Origin of the sequence: Arthrobacter sp. ISL-69 (assembly GCF_018613775.1) — a bacterium.
In the GTDB taxonomy this organism is placed as follows: Bacteria; Actinomycetota; Actinomycetes; order Actinomycetales; family Micrococcaceae; genus Arthrobacter.
The window spans coordinates 21,817-39,391 of sequence record NZ_JAGGPO010000028.1 but is presented as its reverse complement, the minus strand read 5'-3'; the positions used below and the strand labels follow the sequence as shown (position 1 = coordinate 39,391).

At 55.5% G+C, this 17,575-nt stretch carries 13 protein-coding genes; 10 read left to right on the top strand and 3 right to left on the bottom strand.

Going from position 1 to position 17,575, the window contains the following annotated elements:
• Positions 1-32: 32 nt before the first annotated feature.
• Positions 33-1,082 carry a glycosyl transferase gene (locus tag J7I79_RS19425; protein WP_214956031.1) on the bottom strand — a complete coding sequence of 350 codons (1,050 nt, stop codon included), beginning with the start codon at positions 1,080-1,082 and terminating at the stop codon, positions 33-35.
• Between the two features lie 384 nt (positions 1,083-1,466).
• Here J7I79_RS19425 and J7I79_RS19420 point away from each other — a divergent pair, with 384 nt between their 5' ends.
• From J7I79_RS19420 to J7I79_RS19395, 6 genes are all read left to right on the top strand, one after another.
• Positions 1,467-2,975, top strand: coding sequence for a polysaccharide biosynthesis tyrosine autokinase (locus J7I79_RS19420; protein WP_214956029.1), 1,509 nt, complete (start codon positions 1,467-1,469; stop codon positions 2,973-2,975).
• 139 nt (positions 2,976-3,114) lie between these two features.
• The gene (locus tag J7I79_RS19415) at positions 3,115-4,251 is read left to right on the top strand and encodes a glycosyltransferase (protein ID WP_214956027.1); all 1,137 of its coding nucleotides are present in this window, start codon (positions 3,115-3,117) and stop codon (positions 4,249-4,251) included.
• Positions 4,248-5,309, top strand: coding sequence for a glycosyltransferase family 1 protein (locus J7I79_RS19410; RefSeq protein WP_214956025.1), 1,062 nt, complete (start codon positions 4,248-4,250; stop codon positions 5,307-5,309). The genes J7I79_RS19415 and J7I79_RS19410 overlap by 4 nt, the downstream gene beginning before the upstream one ends.
• The gene (locus J7I79_RS24990; RefSeq protein WP_396020218.1) at positions 5,309-6,037 is read left to right on the top strand and encodes an acyltransferase; all 729 of its coding nucleotides are present in this window, start codon (positions 5,309-5,311) and stop codon (positions 6,035-6,037) included. The genes J7I79_RS19410 and J7I79_RS24990 overlap by 1 nt, the downstream gene beginning before the upstream one ends.
• A 35-nt stretch (positions 6,038-6,072) precedes the next feature.
• Positions 6,073-7,212: a glycosyltransferase family 4 protein gene (locus J7I79_RS19400; protein ID WP_214956021.1), complete on the top strand. Its 1,140-nt coding sequence runs from the start codon at positions 6,073-6,075 to the stop codon at positions 7,210-7,212.
• Between the two features lie 75 nt (positions 7,213-7,287).
• On the top strand, positions 7,288-8,709 hold the full coding sequence (locus tag J7I79_RS19395) for an O-antigen ligase (RefSeq protein ID WP_214956019.1): 1,422 nt from the start codon (positions 7,288-7,290) through the stop codon (positions 8,707-8,709).
• A gap of 345 nt (positions 8,710-9,054) precedes the next feature.
• On the opposite strand, the gene J7I79_RS19390 is transcribed toward J7I79_RS19395, so the two are convergent.
• Complete coding sequence (locus J7I79_RS19390; RefSeq protein ID WP_214956017.1) at positions 9,055-9,912, bottom strand: polysaccharide pyruvyl transferase family protein; 858 nt, start codon at positions 9,910-9,912, stop codon at positions 9,055-9,057.
• Complete coding sequence (locus tag J7I79_RS19385; RefSeq protein WP_214956015.1) at positions 9,912-11,366, bottom strand: lipopolysaccharide biosynthesis protein; 1,455 nt, start codon at positions 11,364-11,366, stop codon at positions 9,912-9,914. Before J7I79_RS19385 ends, J7I79_RS19390 begins: the two co-directional genes overlap by 1 nt.
• A 568-nt stretch (positions 11,367-11,934) precedes the next feature.
• Between J7I79_RS19385 and J7I79_RS19380 the strand changes: the two genes are divergently transcribed.
• From J7I79_RS19380 to J7I79_RS19365, 4 genes are all read left to right on the top strand, one after another.
• A complete protein-coding gene (locus J7I79_RS19380) occupies positions 11,935-13,293 on the top strand; it encodes a sugar transferase (protein ID WP_396020217.1) in 1,359 nt (452 codons plus the stop codon).
• 50 nt (positions 13,294-13,343) lie between these two features.
• A complete protein-coding gene (locus J7I79_RS19375; RefSeq protein WP_214956014.1) occupies positions 13,344-14,657 on the top strand; it encodes a UDP-glucose/GDP-mannose dehydrogenase family protein in 1,314 nt (437 codons plus the stop codon).
• A 2-nt stretch (positions 14,658-14,659) separates the two neighbouring features.
• Positions 14,660-16,537 carry a DUF4012 domain-containing protein gene (locus J7I79_RS19370; protein ID WP_214956012.1) on the top strand — a complete coding sequence of 626 codons (1,878 nt, stop codon included), beginning with the start codon at positions 14,660-14,662 and terminating at the stop codon, positions 16,535-16,537.
• Between the two features lie 171 nt (positions 16,538-16,708).
• On the top strand, positions 16,709-17,311 hold the full coding sequence (locus J7I79_RS19365; protein ID WP_214956010.1) for an LPXTG cell wall anchor domain-containing protein: 603 nt from the start codon (positions 16,709-16,711) through the stop codon (positions 17,309-17,311).
• Positions 17,312-17,575: the final 264 nt, after the last annotated feature.

The following is a 17,575-nucleotide window of genomic DNA, read 5'->3' as shown; positions in this document are numbered from 1 at the left end:
GCTGAGCACTGGCAAACCCACAAGACCAAGCCTCAGCTTTTAGGGAGCAGACCTGTCCTCGCCCTCGATGTCACTCCAAGGTAAACCTCGAAGTGCTTGCCACCTATTGTCGTCCAATTCCGTGCCGCAAGATCTGGGCTTCCGACCAAGCCCCGCACAGCCTCAGAGCCAGCAAGAATTGCATCAGGCGTAACTCTGCCCTCGAATCGCTGAACCCACCGTTCCCCAACTTCCCGAGCAAGGGCATCGGTAATTTCGTTTTTCGGAACAAGAACAGGCGTCCCCAAAGAAAGGGCGAGCAATAGGACACCTGAATTGTGCATAGACTGATACGGCAATACGACAAGCTCGGATTCGGCTACGCTCAGCGCCAGTTCGTCGTCAGGGATATGGCGGAGATCCGCCGCTACTTTCATTGAACTGCCAATCTCCTCAAGCAGCGAGTCGGCAATACCGGCTGAGACTGGCTTACCCATAATACTGAGTGTGAGTCCAGTACTCTCCGGTAGCGCCTTGAACGCTGCAACCAGATCTTCAACTCCCTTGTAAGGTCGAATCAGTCCAAAGTTCAGAACCTTTCCAGGCTTCTTGCTCACACTTGCCGGCAAGCGATAGCAATCCCGGTAATGTCCGTGAACGATCAACGTGACCTTGTGTTGCGGATGACCGGTTGGCACCTCATTCATGACGATCCAAGCGGCAGTCCTTCGATCCAAAAGGTCTAAGACGGCATTTTCCGCGCAATCGCCTTTCTCATGGGGTCGCACGTTGTGTTCGGTTCGCACAATCGGGATGCGAAAGAGAGCAAGTCTTAGGATCAAAAGCAGCGCAAGAGCCTGATTTATAAATCGTCGCAAGAGCGAGCGTCGCCTTATGAGGGCTTCAGGCCAGTGCAAATGAAAAACGTCATAGGAGCCCAAAAGTGCAAATTTCCAGCTGAAGTACTTTACCTTCGCATGCCCGGACACCGACCTGACCAAGAGATCCACGTACGGATTAGCGTCCTGGGCTGACGGTCCAAAGGAGAACAACACCCTCAACGGCTGCTCTTTGGTCATTGGTTCTACTCCGATTTCACCCATGCTCAGGATGCTACCGGACGCCAGTTTCACTTCATCAATCGGAGAGTCGTCCATTCGAAGTCAGACCGGTGCCGCGACGACGCGGCACCTAGAACAATGCCAGCCACTAGAGACGCCAGCACACGTGTGTGCAGTTCACCAACGAAACACCTCCAGCGTACCAAGGCCATTCCCGCTGTGGAACTTGGGTCTCGCCTACTATCAGTCCGCGCAAATGGTGCAGGCGGCCAGCTCAAGCATAGGCCGTAGTCGTTTCGAGAACCGGCGTCGAACGACTCTGCGGCCGTTGCACGGCGGGTACAATTGGCGAGACCGCACGAATATTGCCGTTCTGGGGGCGTGCCGAATGGCGGCTTCCTGCAACCGACCCAGGGGGACCCAAGTTTGGACCTACGCGAATACTTGCGCATCCTACGCCGAAACTGGATTCTGATCGTCGCAACTACCCTCGCCGGCCTCTTAGTGGGCGGAGCAGCTTCAGTGCTTGCCAAACCGGTTTACACGTCCGACACCCAGCTTTTCGTCGCGATTCAAAATTCCGGGTCTGTTCAGGAACTGCAGCAGGGCAACACTTTTAGCCAAGCGCGGGTTCAGTCGTATGTAAAACTAGTGGCCGCGCCAGCCGTTCTCCAACCGGCAATCGACGTGCTTGGACTCGACACAACAGCCGAAGCCATGGCAGGTCGGATCAAAGCAACTTCGGACTTGAACACTGTCCTCATCTCCATCTCCGTTGAGGATCAGTCGCCTGTTCAAGCCGCTGCTATAGCCGAAGCGGTCGCAAATAGTCTGATAAAGGCTATTGAGAGGTTTGAAAGCCCAAAAACTGGAGGCTCCTCCCCAGTAAGCCTCTCCGTAATCAAACCCGCCAAGGCGCCACAGTCACCTTCCTCACCGAACACACGACTCAACCTCATCCTTGGATTACTCGTCGGACTTGCAATCGGTGTCGGCTCTGCAGTTCTACGCACGAGCCTCGACAGCAGAATTCGCGGAGAAGAAGACCTCAGGCGGGTAAGCGATGCACCATTGCTCGGCGGTATCTCATTTGACCAAGACGCTTCGGCCAGACCTCTCCTGACGCAGACTGCACCTCAAAGTCCTCGAGCAGAGTCGTTCCGGCAACTCAGGACTAATCTGCAATTCGCGAATATCTCCGGACGAGCAAAGACTGTGCTAATCACCTCGTCTTTGCCAGGTGAAGGGAAAAGCACCACTGCAACAAATCTCGCCATTGCCTTGGCGCAGGCAGGACAGACGGTCTGCCTCATTGATGCCGACCTCAGGCGGCCGATGGTAAATGAGTATTTGGGGCTTGATCGAAACGCAGGACTCACGACTGCCCTCCTCCGCTCCGCCGATGTCAATGATCTGATCCAGCCGTGGGGTGAGGAGAATTTGTTTGTCCTTACATCCGGCGTAATTCCGCCAAACCCAAGTGAATTGCTCGGATCTGAGGAAATGAAGAACCTGATCGTTAGGCTGGAACAAGCATTCGATGCGGTGATCGTGGACGCACCGCCCCTCTTGCCCGTCACGGATGCTGCGGTTCTATCGCAGCACGTCGGTGGGGTGGTCCTAGTGGTTGGATCACAGAAATTGCGCCAGCATGACCTTGAAAAATCCCTCAATGCCCTCAGGATGGTCGGTTCAAATCTGTTGGGCATCGTACTCAACAGGCTGCCCACCAAGGGACCGGACGCATATTCCTATAGTTACTACACCCACGACGAAAAACCGACGCCTGTCCCCGCACGGACTGCAAAGAGGTTGCCGAAGCGCGTCCTGTCGGGCCAGCCCCAGGTGGACTCAGGAAATTTCGACGACGAAACATTCGAATCCAACGTCCACGCGCCGTCACACTTGTCGGGCAATCGCTTCGAACGATCATAGGGCGCCGGCTAAACCCGCGGCAGTGCCGCGGGTGAGAAGCCTTATCAAGCGACCGAACTTAGGCACCTCAGTCTGGACTGGGCTACCAAGCCCATGCAGATTTTAGAATAGAAAACTTGTCGAACCCCGGGGGCACCGAATGAAACCGAAACAGAGCGTTGCAATCATTGGAACGCGTGGATATCCCAGCTACTACGGTGGCTTTGAGACAGCCGTTCGTAAACTCGCACCGTTCTTGGCCGAAAAGGGCTGGGACGTCACCGTTTACGGCCGCCCCGGCGCAACGAAGGATACTGACCCAGACCGAGACAACCGCGTACGGACAAAAACGACGCGTGGACTCGAGACAAAGTCCTTAAGTACCCTCACCTACGGGCTCACGTCAGTCCTCGACGCTGTGCGAACAAAGCCGGATGTTGCACTCGTGATGAACGTGGCTAACGGTTTCTGGCTGCCGCTCTTGAAGTTGCGGGGAATAAATACCGTTGTCAACGTTGACGGTATTGAGTGGGAGAGGGAGAAATGGGGTAGCCTAGCAAAATTCATCTTCAAGCTCTCCGCAAAGTTCACGGCAAGGTTCGGTGTCACCCTAATTACGGATTCACTCGAGATACAACGCAGGTGGTCCTCCGAGTTTAAACGCAGTTCGGTCTTCATTCCCTACGGTGGTGACATTCCCGAAACGTTGCCGGTGGAACCTGGGCAGTCTTCACGGGGTTACATTCTTATGGTTGCCCGGTTTGTTCCGGAAAACACAGTTCCTGAATTCTTTGACGCCGTGGAGTCGCTCGCAAAAGACTTCCCGGTCGTCATCGTTGGGTCGGCAGGCTACGGTGGTGAGTTGGACGCACGGGCCGAAGAACTATCCAAAACACACGGCAATGTCAGTTGGCTTGGACACGTCAGTGACGACCGCCGACTCCTATCCCTCTGGCAGCACTCCGGCGCCTACTTCCATGGTCACAGTGTTGGGGGAACGAATCCGGCCTTGGTCCAAGCTATGGCTTGTGGCGCTCCCGTCGTTGCTCGCGACACCGTCTACAACCGCGAAGTTCTAGGCTCAGCTGCTAGCTTTACGGATCCGTCGCCAGACTCCATTACTGAGGCATTGCGCGCAACGATGGATAACTCACTTTCTGGCAGGTTCGACCCACAAGAAGGCGTGGATCGCGCACGGCAGCACTACTCCTGGCTTGAAGTTTGCGCGAATTACGAGAGGGCTCTGCTTTCCATCACAAGCCGAACTCATAAGACCGCCGAGACCGTCTCATCATGAAAATACTATTCGACGCCTACTGGTCCACCGATGGTCCACCGTCCGGGCGTATGGTCGTTACGGAGACAATTCGAGAGTGGGAAAAACAATTTCCACAAGACCAGTTGCTTGCTTTGGTGAGAGACACCTCGAATTCGTCACAACTGCCCGCCAATGTTGCTGTCGTGAAAACACGCCTCCGCCCGCATGCTCTTGCGGTTTCGACCCTGCGCCGCCTTGCCACGCGAACTGGCGCGGACGCCGTCATCACTCAAAACTTCGCGGTTAAGGGAAGGAATTCATGCGTCTTCATGCATGACGCAATTTTTCAATCAAACCCAGAGTTTTTTACGCCTTCCGAACGCGCTTATTTTCGGCTAATTACGGCGTCCCTGCCCCAGGCAACCACAGTCTTCACTAGTTCACAGAATGAAGCGGCAAGAATTCTTCGTCATAACGCTAAACTGAAGGATGTACGTGCGGTCGGTCTGGCGGTCGGAAATGAACTCCTGGGCGCCGAATCGGTCCGGCCAGGCTCCGTCGCCGATCTCGATGGTTTTGTGCTGGCAGTCGGTCGACTGAATATCAGGAAGAACCTGGCGACGGTCTTCGATGCCGTCAACTGCTCAACTCGCTTTTCGACGCGCTTTCCGCTCGTGGTTGTCGGCGAACGTGATGGCAAGATGAAGGATCTGTCGGAAGACGTCCGGCGTTTAGTTGCAAAGGGCCACATTCGCTTCCTCGGCGGTGTTCCGAACTCGCAATTGCGCTGGCTTTACGAACATGCCGCAGCGATGATTTTCGCCTCCTTGGATGAAGGATATGGGCTTCCACCCCTAGAAGCCCAACATTTTGGTTGTCCTGTTGTACTCAGCGACATTCCTGTTTTTCGGGAGCTATATTCGGAGTTTGCGACATTTGCAGCGCCATTAAGTCCTCACGATATAGCTGCGAAGCTAGATGAAGTTCTAGAAAGTGGCAGAAGATCCTCCGATCGGAAATTGAAAGCAACGCCTTCCTGGGAAGGCGTAGTCAGTGCAATGCGTAAACAAATTCTGGAGAGTTGGACTTCGAAGTAATGAAACGAGTTTTTGCTAGTCTTTATGAGAAAGTCCGCGGACATAGTCTAGAGGACAGCAGCCTCCCCACGTCTGTGATGATTGATTTTTCGTCCAAGAAGCTCGGTGACTTGGCTCGAGGAACCATCCATCAGGCCCTTTATGGCAATTCGTCGGGGTTGCATTTCCGCGGGAGGAGGACGTCTGTCAGCAATCCCCGGTACTTACGCGTAGGCAGCGGGGTAGTCTTCGGAGAAAACGTATCTATAAACGCGTTTGGCAGTGAAGGCATACATCTCGGATCGTCCGTTACAGTTGGATCGGGGTCTGATCTCCTGGCTACGGCAGTTATCCGCGAACCGGGCGTCGGTATATCGATAGGTCCAGGGACGTCCGTTGGGCGTTCCAACGTTATTTGGGGACAAGGCGGAGTGGTAATTGGAGCCAACTGTTTGCTGGGACCGAACGTAACTGTCCTCAGCGAAAATCACGAATTCAGTAACACTACCGTTCCGATCAAGTCCCAAGGGAATATCCGAAATGCAGTCCGCATCGGGGATGATTGTTGGGTTGGCGCCGGGGCTAAGATCTTGGCCGGAGTAACTATTGGACATGGCTCAATCATCGCGGCGGGCGCCGTTGTTACAAAGTCATTCGAACCATACAGCGTCGTGGGTGGCGTACCGGCGAAGATCATCCGACTACGAGAGAATCTAACGTCACAGCTGGACCACGGCTCCGATGTCTGACTTTGGTATACCTTGATGTGCGGAGTACTTACAAAATGAAACTTGCTGTCTTCCTAAAAGCTCCAGAAGTGTGGGGGGCGGAACGCAGTCTCCTGACTCTTTTGGCATCGGGACCGGCAAAAGACCATCTGATAGAGATTTTCGTCAGTCCAAAGTCACCGTTGTGTGAGGAACTTGATCGTCTAGGAATCAAGTGGACGGCATTCAACTTCGTCTCGCATCGCTCAATTGCAGATGGTGGGCTGAAAAACGCTTCCCCTCTGTCCGTCGTACTTGATTTATTCCAGATTTTCATGGGTGGTCTAAAGGCGCGTCGTCGGGTGAAGCAATTCGATGCCGTTCTTACGTTCGGGCTATGGGAAACGCCCGAAATCGCCCTAGCCGGCCGTCTGAGTAGGACGCCAGTGATTTTTGATTTCCACGTGACATTCTCGGGTCGAACCGGGCAGTTAGCTTTGAAGCAGATCATGCGCCTCGTCACCGGCGTCATTGCGCCAGCGAAGGCAACTTACACTCAAGCTGGGATTGATAGCCATTCCCTTTCCTGCCGTCAAGTCGTCGTTCCACGGCCGGTTACCACTCCTGCTGTGCGCGAAAACACGCAAATATCACCCCAAGCCAGAAGGCTTCGGGTGGGAATGTTCGGCCAGGTAGACGACCGAAAGGGCATTCTCGAGGTTATCGAAACCCTGAGTCCGTTGGCAGGTGAAGTTGAGTTGCTCATCGTGGGGGTCCGGCCGACGGCCTTCAGAACCGATTACGAACGCACCGTACTGGCGAACATTGAAGCGGTAGGACATGGATGGACTGCTCTTCCTAGGTCGACTGACGTGTCCGCACTGATGTCCCGTTGCGACGTCGTGCTCAACATGTCTCGTCATGAAGCATTTGGACGAACAGTTGTTGAAGCAGCTTGCGTTGGTACAGTGCCACTTGTTTTCAGCGGCGGCGGGCCAGAAGAAATTGTTAATGACATGGGGGCCGGGATAGTCGTCCACTCGTGGGAGGACTTGCGAGCCCGTATGGCTGAACTAAGCCGATCCGCCGCCGCCGGAGCTGATCTGAAGTTGACAAACGATCAAGTTCAGGCCATAAGGCACAACTACTCCCCAGGGGTCTTGGCCGAGAAGTATTTTCAGAAGGTCCAAGTATTAGCATCACCAGGACGCCGCTAGGAGTGAACTTCTGCTCAACAAGGGCGTTCTAGCGTCTGAAACTCATACGATAGTACTTCTGGCGTAAGGATGATTTTGAAACTGTTCTGGGCAGCAGCGCCAGTGGCTGCGGTGTTGATTCTGGCTCTTGGATTGTCCGGTATTGGCTGGGGAACTGCTGTCCTCATGGTTACGACGGGACTGGCATTACTAGGTGCATTGCGCTCGTCCCGTTTTGCCTGGGCCGCTTTCGTTGCGTCTTTGACTATGTCTGGACTCAGCATCGGACTAATGGGGCAAAACGTTCTACCAGAGCACGTCTTTCTTGCGCTGCTTCTAACCCATGCTCTTAGGAAGCAGCCGGTGACCACCGTTAGAAGCACTCTGATCCTAGGCAAGGAGAAGTACCGTCCCAGTCTAGTTCTGGGTGTTGTGCTGATCGTTACTTGGCTTTTGGTCACCCTCATTTTCAGTACATTCAACTCGCCGTCCCCGAATAGCAGCCTTCGGTTGTTGGCGTGGCTCTGCCTGAACCTAATCGCGCTTTTCATTGTGAGAGGCATGCTGAGGGATTCAGTTCGGATGGTATCGGACGCCCTTGTAACTAGTGTCTGCGTGTTCGGAATATATGTTTGCGGATGGCTTGTCGCGAACGTCACTGGCCTAACCAATGTATTTGTAGAGGCGGATTACGCAAGTAAGACCTTTCGGTTGAAGGGTCTTATGCTGGAACCAAACCTGCTGGCAGGTCTGGCGCTTCTCCTCCTATGTGTCGCATTTGCCTATAGAGAGGCAATTGGTCCCCGCATTTTTTGGATCGGGGCGTGTGTTCTTGCATTCGGAATATTCATTACCTACACAAGAGCAGCCTGGATCGTCCTTTTCGTCGTTTTGGCACACGCAATTTGGACCGCCGGAATCCGCCACCGGCTCCTCGTCATCCTTGGACTGGGCACCGCAGTAGTCGTGATCGGGTTATTGATAAGCGACATGAGTATGTCCGCAGGGTCAATCACCGACACCATTCTGCGGAGGTTTGACTCTCTGTTTGATTTTGATTCTGGAACCGGGGCATACCGTTTTAGAACTTGGGAAATAGCGTGGCAAGAGATACACATGGACGGGTGGTTCCACGGCCATGGCTACAACTCGTTCTCGCAGTCCCATGACGCCCTCGACACTTCCGATGGAACTCTCTACCTCAGTTTGTTGTGGCTTGCCCTTGTCTATGACGGGGGCCTGCTCGCTTTTGGCCTCTTCACCTGTGCGTTCTTGTTGATCTGGGCAAATGCCAAGATCGGATCGAACTGGTTCTTCATTGCCTTCGTGATAATTAGCACGAGTACAAACCCAACTTGGTTCATGTTTCCGTGGGTTTTTGCGGCGCTTCTGCTTCCTAAAGTTCGGAACGCAACAGTCTCAACCAGCCCTGGTAGTCAGGTTCGGTACTACCTCCCGGCCAAAGAGGTTGCACCCGTCGGCGTACCCACCACTCCTCCCCTTCGCTCGCGCCCCTAGCCTGCCTGCTGATGACGAGCGAGCCAGTTCCAGCCCACCCCGTACTGGGCTCTCGTGGAGATGCAATCGTGTTGACGTCGACATGGCCCAGGCTAATTCAGGCGATTGCTGGGCCTTCGCTATGTCCAAAAGCCATCGAACGGCTTAGACGCGGCTACCGATCTCCCGCTTCGAGTGCTTGCCCGTCGAAAACAGGTGGCGTATCTCCGCCCAATCATCCAAATTGATCACCTTCCATAATGGTCGGTGGCCCTATTTTCAGTTGGCGTTCCTGGCCCTATTTTCGGGTGGCGTTAACAGGCTCAAATGCGATGAGCCACTTCAAGCCGGAGTACATGACTTGGATCATCGAACACCACTGGGACTCCACATATCGGTGGGGAAGGCATCTACCAGTGCACGCTGGTTCCAATGTTGTAGCGGATCATAATACGATTCAGTGCTGAACGAACTGGCACGGGCTATAGCTTTGGAGAGGTCCGAAAAGGCAGTGTAACTTTCACGCCCAGTTCCTCTGAAATAATCCTCATATTTGAAGGCCGGCTCGGCCCCGGACTCCAACAACGCGGAAGGCACGCCAAGGCTGTCGGCGATTACAATCGCGTGCAGCGATGAACCGACGACGTACTCACTCTCGGCAATCCTGCGTAAAACTTGTTCCAGAGGAGCAACCGGGCTACAAAAACAAGGGTGGTTACGATATTGGTGGACCTCGTTGAGATTCGGAATGAGCGTTAGCTTTCGGGTCTTTGGGACCCTCCTAAGCTCCGGCCAGAAGTGTCCCACGAGCAATCCTGGATCCCCAAAAATTTCTGGGACATCTATTTTTTTGTTTTTTTCCAACCACTCGGCTGTGAGAGGTCCTCTGACGGCGCGCACGTCCAGGTTGCCATAGCCGTGTTCACTTGCAGCGACCTTGCCATTAACGCCGGTCCCCCAAACGACGTCTCCGTCTTTGGCCATATGCATGATCGAACCAACGGCTAGAAGTCTGTTGTTTGTGTCCGAAACAGCGCCGCGAGGCAACTTTTGATCACGTTTCGACGCCGTCTCGTTGTCGCAGCTTTTTAGGATTTCGTTCGCCACGCGCGGACCAAGAAGATCACCAAAGTTATTCTTCCGGCCACCGAACACTATTTGAGTTCTTGGAATACGATATTTTCGCGGATTCCAATGTACGACTTCAATATTTTGGATGCGCACTAAAGAGCCTTTCTGAGGATTATCCTTATTGCTATTAAGTCTTCCCGGAAACTTTTGTAGGAGAAAAAGACGACGCCATATAGGACGATCACTATCCCGACTTGAAGGCCAAGCAATGAAAGCGAGGGAAGCTGGTCGACATAAATAGCTCCAACTAATGCCACCGGAAGATTCACTAGAAGGTGAATTGTAATGGGGCGTATTACGGCCATGACCAGGTGCCGGACATTCAGCCCTGTGGTCCTCATGGGCCAGCGAGACAAAATGAGCCAATTCGAGATCAGACCGGCTGTGACACCGACCGCAACACCGATGGGGCCGAATACAACACCGCCAGCGATGAAGATCACCATGAGAGAACGGGTTATAATCGACGCTCGGAGCTGCACCCCTGTCTGATTTGTAATAAGAAACGCCCAGTAGTACACATATCCAATCGATTGGAATACGCCACCGAGGGCCAGAATGGCCAGAACGGGAGCGGACTCCAGCCAATTTGCGCCTAAGAGGACGCCAACCACAGACCACGCCATGCTGCCGAGGACGACAAAAACTCCGCCTACAACATAGGCCACAATCCGTTGAATTTGAACGAGTTTCTCAGAGACCCACGCGCGCTCGTCCTGCCTTCGAGAGAGCATCGGCAAAACAACTCGCGTTAGGGGCGTCGCAATCTGCTGGATGGGCATTCGGTAAAGCTGGTACGCCCTGTCGTAGAGCCCCAATGGCACTGGGCCCCAGAAGCGTCCAAGGAGAACCGAATCTACGTTGGAACTGACGTAGGTAAGCAGTTGAACGAGAAAAGAGTTAACCCCAAAGCCGACAAGTGACTTCATCTCGGCCCGCCTGGGAAGCTTTGGAACCCACCGCCCTGCGACTGACAAAATCAAAAGAGTCCATAGTGCTATGGCCAGTTGTTGGGCGACTAACGCCGTGACCCCGGCCCCTGCCGTTGCTAACACTAAAGCGGTGCTGAACCCGACAAGTTGTGCGGTCACGTCAACTTGTGCGAGCAACTTGAACCGGAGGGATCGTGCAGCATTGGCCGTTAGCTGAGAGATCGCTGCCTGAAGTACAAACGTGGGGGCAAGTGTCTGAACGGCCGCGGTCAACCGCGGTTGACCGTAGAAACCTGCGATTAGGGGCGCGCAGAGAAACGCTAGAACAGTGCACAGAACCCCGATTCCGGTGTTCATCCAGAAGAGGTTGCTTCGCTGCTGATCGGACAACGATTTCGCCTGCATCGCGGCCGATGAAAGTCCAAAGTCACCGAGCAGTGTTGCCAGCCCAGCGAACGCAATAATCATTGAAAACAGTCCAAATTCGCTTGGCGCAAGAAGCCTCGCGAGAATGACCGTTGCAGTCAACTGAACGGCAAATTTCAACCACTGGCCTAGAAGAGTCGCCTTGGCACCTCTAGCTGCTGACCCCGCCCCAAAGCGCCTATCACTCATACTGTTCCGGGTCACATGTCGGTATTAGTCGCAAACATTGGCTTCGCCGCGTCCCATGAATGTCCGCATGGGCGTCGCCAACGCATAAGAGTACTGAGGGACCGTCAACACATTTCATTTCCAACGTCCCCCGGTTGAGATTTGAGCTCGACGGTAGAGCTCACCGCTATGGATACCAGCTTAGGTTAACCGACCTTTCGGGTCCGTCCGGCATCGTGACATGTCCGGCAACTCCAATATGTGACCTAGGGCACGCCAATGGGCCGTGCGTGGACTTCTCTTCACTCGCCTGGGGTCGTGCGATTGACCGTGGTTTCGCTCTGCAACTGCATCGCCGCTCAGGCTAAAGGGCCTCCCAGATCGGGGCTAGCCCACCCGAACAAGCGCGTTTCTTTGTGGGTGCTCTAGACGCATTATTGATACAGTCGTTGCCGGCTGTATCCTGTCGTCGGGGTTCACCCGAGAAATTATACGAACGACTACATTTCGGGGATGCTTCGTGGGGATAGTGGCGGACTGGCGGGTACGGACGTCCCGGAGACTACGTGTTGTTGACGCGTTCGTCATTATTTGGGCTATTGCCGGCGCTTATGTCGTCAGGTTCGGTTTGGAACCGAACTTTGTCGTAGACGGGCAGGAGGTCACTTATGTGTGGCTTTCTGCAGCGTTGGTTGTTGCCTGGTGGCTCATGTTGGGTGCATGGAATACACGGCAGAGCCGGATTCTAGGATCTGGCGCCGATGAATACAAGAGAGTCGCCGCTGCGTCACTCTGGCTCTTTGGGCTCGTCGCAATCGTTTCTTATGTTTTGCGAATTGACACCGCCCGAGGCTATGTAGGCATCGCCCTCCCAGCCGGTTTGTTCGGACTGATTCTGGCACGCTGGCTACTCAGACAGCACCTGAGTGTCGATCGGCAAGTTGGGGAAAGTATGTCCCGACTCCTACTGCTCGGAGGACCCGGCGCCGTTGCACACTTGGCGAAAACTCTCACCGGAGCCAAATACGCAGGCTATCTGCCAATTGCCGTGTACACGCCTGGAGTAGCGGGCACGGAGTGTGTTTCTGGGCTTCCTGTTCTTGGCCATGACCCAGGGGTGAACGAAATTCTTGCTGCTATCGATCGCAGCAATGCAGATGCCGTTGCTGTTTCCGCTGGCGTTCAGTTGCATCCTCAGACACTCAGGCATCTGGGTTGGGAACTGGCTGCACGGAATGTTGGCCTCATCATGGCTCCCGCGCTTACTGATATTGCAGGCCCACGAATTCACACCCAACAGGTTGCTGGTCTTCCGCTGATTCACGTCACGACCCCTACCTTGGAGGGTGGCCAACGCGTCGCTAAGAGGCTTTTTGACGTCGTTGTGTCTGGATTCCTAATTATTCTTGCCGCACCCCTGATGGCCCTACTTGCCCTCATGGTCAAACTCGATAGCCGCGGACCAATCCTTTTCAAGCAAGAACGGGTAGGTATCGAAGGAGCACCTTTTGGCATGCTCAAGTTCCGTTCAATGGTTGTGGATGCAGAGCAGCGTCTCGCCGAATTAGCTGATCGCAACGAGGGCAACGGCGTACTGTTCAAAATCAAGAATGATCCGCGAGTTACCCGCGTGGGCGGAGTCCTGCGCAGATATAGTCTCGACGAGCTGCCCCAGCTGTTCAACATCTTTGCCGGCTCCATGAGCCTGGTCGGACCCCGCCCTCCGCTCCCTCGCGAGGTTGAGGCATACGAACATGACGTACGGAGGCGCTTGTTGGTCAAGCCTGGCCTGACCGGGCTTTGGCAAGTTAGCGGACGTTCGAACCTTTCATGGCAGGACTCTGTTCGTCTCGATCTGTACTACGTGGAAAATTGGTCGTTGGCGGGCGACTTGGTAATTATCCTCCGAACTGTACGCGCCGTGTTTCACAGCACCGGCGCATATTAATTGCTCTCTAGAGTCTTAACGACTGCCCTCTTGGGGAAGGACATATCACAATGCGCATTTCTGTTATTGGTTGCGGCTACCTCGGAGCAGTCCATGCTGCGTGCATGGCGCAACTCGGCCACGACGTCGTCGGAATCGATGTGGACCAGAGAAAGATAGACGCCCTCTCAGTGGCGAAAGCCCCCTTCTACGAGCCCGGCCTCGAAGCCCTCCTCGAGGAGGTACAAGCAACTGGACGGCTTTCATTCACTACTGACATGTCCGCGGCGGCGGGCAGTACCGTGCACTTCATATGCGTAGGGACGCCGCAGAAGAAGGGTGAGAACGGCGCCGATATGACCTACGTTGACGCCGCTGCCACCGCTCTTCTTGAACATCTTTCCCCCGGAGATCTAGTTGTCGGCAAATCAACAGTGCCAGTCGGTACCGCCTCTCGGTTGTCAGACCTCGTTCAGAAGCAAGAGCCATCAGCGCATCTAGTGTGGAACCCGGAGTTCCTTAGAGAGGGCCACGCCGTCTCGGATACGCTCAGCCCCGATCGTTTTGTGTACGGAGTTGCGGATGGCTCGGAAGATCACCGCGCAGTGGCTGTCCTGGACGAGGTCTATTCAGTCCCTTTGTCGACTGGAACACCACGTTTGGTCACCGACCACCCCACCGCAGAACTAGTCAAGACCGCAGCCAATTCGTTTCTTGCCACGAAAATCTCTTTCATTAACGCGATGGCAGAGCTGTGCGAGGCTGCAGGCGCCGACGTTACCCGGCTGGCTGACGCGATTGGCATGGACGACCGCATCGGGCGGAAGTTTCTAAATGCAGGAATCGGATTCGGCGGAGGCTGCTTACCGAAGGACATCCGAGCCTTCATGGCTCGAGCAGGCGAACTCGGTGCTGACCAAGCACTGACCTTCCTTAGGGAAGTTGACGCAATCAACATGCGACGGCGCACACGGGTGGTCGAGCTGACGCGGGAACTATGCGGCGGCACGCTGCTAGGCAAACGAATTACCGTCCTAGGGGCAGCTTTCAAGCCTGAAAGTGACGATGTTCGGGACTCCCCGGCCCTCAGTATCGCGGCGCAGCTCCAATTGCAGGGCGCCGTAGTAACCGTGACAGACCCCAAAGCGCTTGGTAACGCCTCCAAGAGGTTCCCAGAACTCCAGTACGAGGCCGAGACGAACAGATCTGTCGACAACGCTGATGCGCTGCTTCTCCTTACGGAGTGGGAAGAATATCGGAGTCTCGACCCTTATGAATTAGGCGGGCGGGTTTCATCGCTCCGAATCCTCGACGGACGCAACGTTCTGGATGCCGAGAAGTGGCGGGCAGCCGGTTGGACCTTCCGAGGGCTAGGACGCCCCTGACTATGGCCCAAATCGAAGGTGATAAGAGCGGTGCAACTACTAAGAGTCGAGGCAAGGGCCGCATTAGACGGAACAGGCGACGCCGCGCTCTGCTAGTTTCGTTGGCTTCAGTAGGCCTGGCCGGGGTGTTGGTGCTGCTAACTGCCGTTTGGTTGGGTTCGAGAGCCTCTATCATCAAGAACGAATTAGAGGCCGCGACCCAGCTAATACCCGTCTTGAAAGCGGATATCGCAAACAACAGCCCGGAAAAGGCGTCGACGACCGTAGAGCAGCTACGAACCCACACCGGAGCCGCACGTGATGCGGCCGATGACCCTCTGTGGACGATTGCCTCTGTCGTGCCAGGACTGGGACCCAATTTCAGCGCTGTCGCCGAAGTTACCCGTTCAGCCGACGATGTCTCCGCATTGGGCGTAGCACCACTTGTCAGAGTCTTCAGCTCCTTGAATTGGGACAGTCTCGTTCCGAGCGCCGCTGAGACTGATTTGGAACCACTCAGCAAGGCCGCGCCGAGCGTTTCATCCGCCGCTCACGCAGTAAGAGTTTCGGCCGAAAGGCTGAACAGAATTGATGCGAGCGGTCTCCTGCCCCAAGTCGCCGAACCACTAACCCAGGCTCGCGAGCAACTGCAGTCGGTGACTGGCGCTCTGGACGCTTCCGCCGATGCTGCGCAAATCGCCCCGGAAATGCTTGGATCCGAGGCTCCACGCGATTATCTCCTTATGATCCAGAATAATGCCGAAGCCCGGGCGACTGGTGGAATTCCCGGGGCTCTCGCCATACTCACACTTCACAAAGGTAAGTTGACGCTAGGCGAGCAAAGCACAGCCAGCGATGTTGGCATTATGTCGCCGCCCTTCCCTGTGGAGGCAGAGCAGCAGCAGATTTACTCTGGACGTGTGGGAAAGTTCATGCAGGATGTAAACCTGACCCCGGATTTCCCCACTACCGCCAGCACGGCTCAGGCCATATGGGAACAAAAGACCGGCAAGCGCGTCGCCGGCGTTATATCCATTGACCCGGTGGCTCTCGGGTATCTCTTGGACGCAACCGGGCCTGTCAAAATTAAGAACGCTGAGCTCGCCACGCTCGCCAGCGTTGGATTGCCAACAGAACTGAACGGCAAGAACGTCGTACCGACATTACTCTCGGACGTTTATGCCAAGATCGAACAGCCTAAACTTCAGGACGCCTACTTTGCTGGCGTCGCCCAAGAAATTTTCGCTGCACTCTCCAGCGGCAAAGGTGACGCCAAGGCACTCGTCGACGGCATGACGCGGGGAACGGCAGAAGGGCGGGTACTCGTTTGGTCGGGCAACTCCGATGAACAAGCCACCATCGCGAAGTACCCTCTGAGCGGCTCTATCGCCGGCTCCAGCGTCTCGCCCGCGCAGTTCGGGGTCTACTTCAATGATGGCACTGGTGCCAAGATGGATTACTACGTGAAGCGCACCGTGCAACTCGTCGAAGAATGCACGGGTGATGACTACGGGCAGGTCAAGGTGCGCATCACAAGCACCAATACCGCTCCGGCAGATGCCGCCAGCTCGCTGCCGGCCTACGTGACCGGAGCCGGCGCCTTCGGCGTAGCGCCTGGGTCGGTGCAGACAAACATCATTGCCTATGGTCCAGTCCAAGCGAACGTCGAAACAGCGACGGTAGATGGCACCAAGACGGATTTCGCCGCGCATAGGCACAGCAACCGGCCCGTTGGTTCGGTGACTGTCACTTTGGCACCCGGTCAGAGCAGTACCGTAGAACTGACCTTTGGGAAAATCGTTCAGCACACAGAACCTAACTTGGTTGTCACGCCGACCGTCCAGCCCGTCAACGAGGTAGCCCTCGGCACCAAACAGGCAGAATGCATTCCGGAGAAGTAGACATCCCGTTAACAGTATGTAAAGCGACTTGATTCACTTTGGTAACACCCGTCACGGGGTGTTACCGTTTACTCGGGCACAGCAAATGAGATTTCAACCTACGGTCACTCGGGGGATCGGAAATCTCCACTCATCACGTGACACATCGTAATTACGGTCTCAGGGGGACTCATGAAGAAATCACTTGCAGCAATCGCACTCGCAGGTTCCATCGCACTTATCGGCGCCGTTCCGGCCGTCGCAGCCACCTACCCGGCACCGCCGGCCAACGCAGCAGTTTCTGACGGCACCGTTGGCCCGGGCGAGCAGTTCGTCTTCCGCGGCAACGGCTTTCTTGCTGGCGAAGGCCTGACCATCACCGTAACCCCGGGCAACCCCCCGGCAGCAAACGGCTCCAGCGTCTCCAACGGTAGCCGCACGGTTCCGACCAAGATCACTCTGCCGCTGGCTCCTCAGACCTTCTCCACGACGGCTGACGCCAACGGCGCCTTCGCCTACACGCTGTCCATCAACGAGCCGGGCGTCTACACCCTCACTGCCACTGGCGCTACGTCCGGCAAGACCGCCAGCGCGACCGTCACCGTCGTCGCCTCAGGCACTGGCCTGGCAAACACCGGCGGTGCCCCGCTGGCGAACACTGGCACCGGGCTCGCCAACACCGGTGCGGACGCAAGCCTGGTTCTGTGGTCCCTGGTGGGCGCAGGCGCACTGGCTGCCGGCGCAACCTCAGTAGTTGTGGTTCGCCGCCGCGCCAAGGCTGAGGCCGGAGCGTAAGGCTAAACTTACAAACACCAAAGAGGGTGGGTGGTCCTCCGGGAAACCGGAGACCACCCACCCTCTGCATTTAACCCGGAATACCTACGCCGAAACGTCATGCCGTGGTATTCATAAGAGCTATGGGGAGACATTGGCGCAAACCGCGGTGGCAGTTCCGTATCCCTTTCGACGTGGCCGCTCTGGTGCCGCCGCCTCAGACACTCCCCTACATCTTCCTGGCATTGCTTGCGATAGCGGCCTTTGGAGTGGGCGCCCTGGCCT

Bases quoted from the DNA above. Each gene is read 5' to 3' on its own strand.
- J7I79_RS19425 (WP_214956031.1), bottom strand. From the start codon at position 1,082: ATGGGTGAAATCGGAGTAGAACCAATGACCAAAGAGCAGCCGTTGAGG.
- J7I79_RS19370 (WP_214956012.1), top strand. From the start codon at position 14,660: ATGGCCCAAATCGAAGGTGATAAGAGCGGTGCAACTACTAAGAGTCGA.
- J7I79_RS19375 (WP_214956014.1), top strand. From the start codon at position 13,344: ATGCGCATTTCTGTTATTGGTTGCGGCTACCTCGGAGCAGTCCATGCT.
- J7I79_RS24990 (WP_396020218.1), top strand. From the start codon at position 5,309: ATGAAACGAGTTTTTGCTAGTCTTTATGAGAAAGTCCGCGGACATAGT.
- J7I79_RS19365 (WP_214956010.1), top strand. From the start codon at position 16,709: ATGAAGAAATCACTTGCAGCAATCGCACTCGCAGGTTCCATCGCACTT.
- J7I79_RS19400 (WP_214956021.1), top strand. From the start codon at position 6,073: ATGAAACTTGCTGTCTTCCTAAAAGCTCCAGAAGTGTGGGGGGCGGAA.
- J7I79_RS19385 (WP_214956015.1), bottom strand. From the start codon at position 11,366: ATGAGTGATAGGCGCTTTGGGGCGGGGTCAGCAGCTAGAGGTGCCAAG.
- J7I79_RS19415 (WP_214956027.1), top strand. From the start codon at position 3,115: ATGAAACCGAAACAGAGCGTTGCAATCATTGGAACGCGTGGATATCCC.
- J7I79_RS19410 (WP_214956025.1), top strand. From the start codon at position 4,248: ATGAAAATACTATTCGACGCCTACTGGTCCACCGATGGTCCACCGTCC.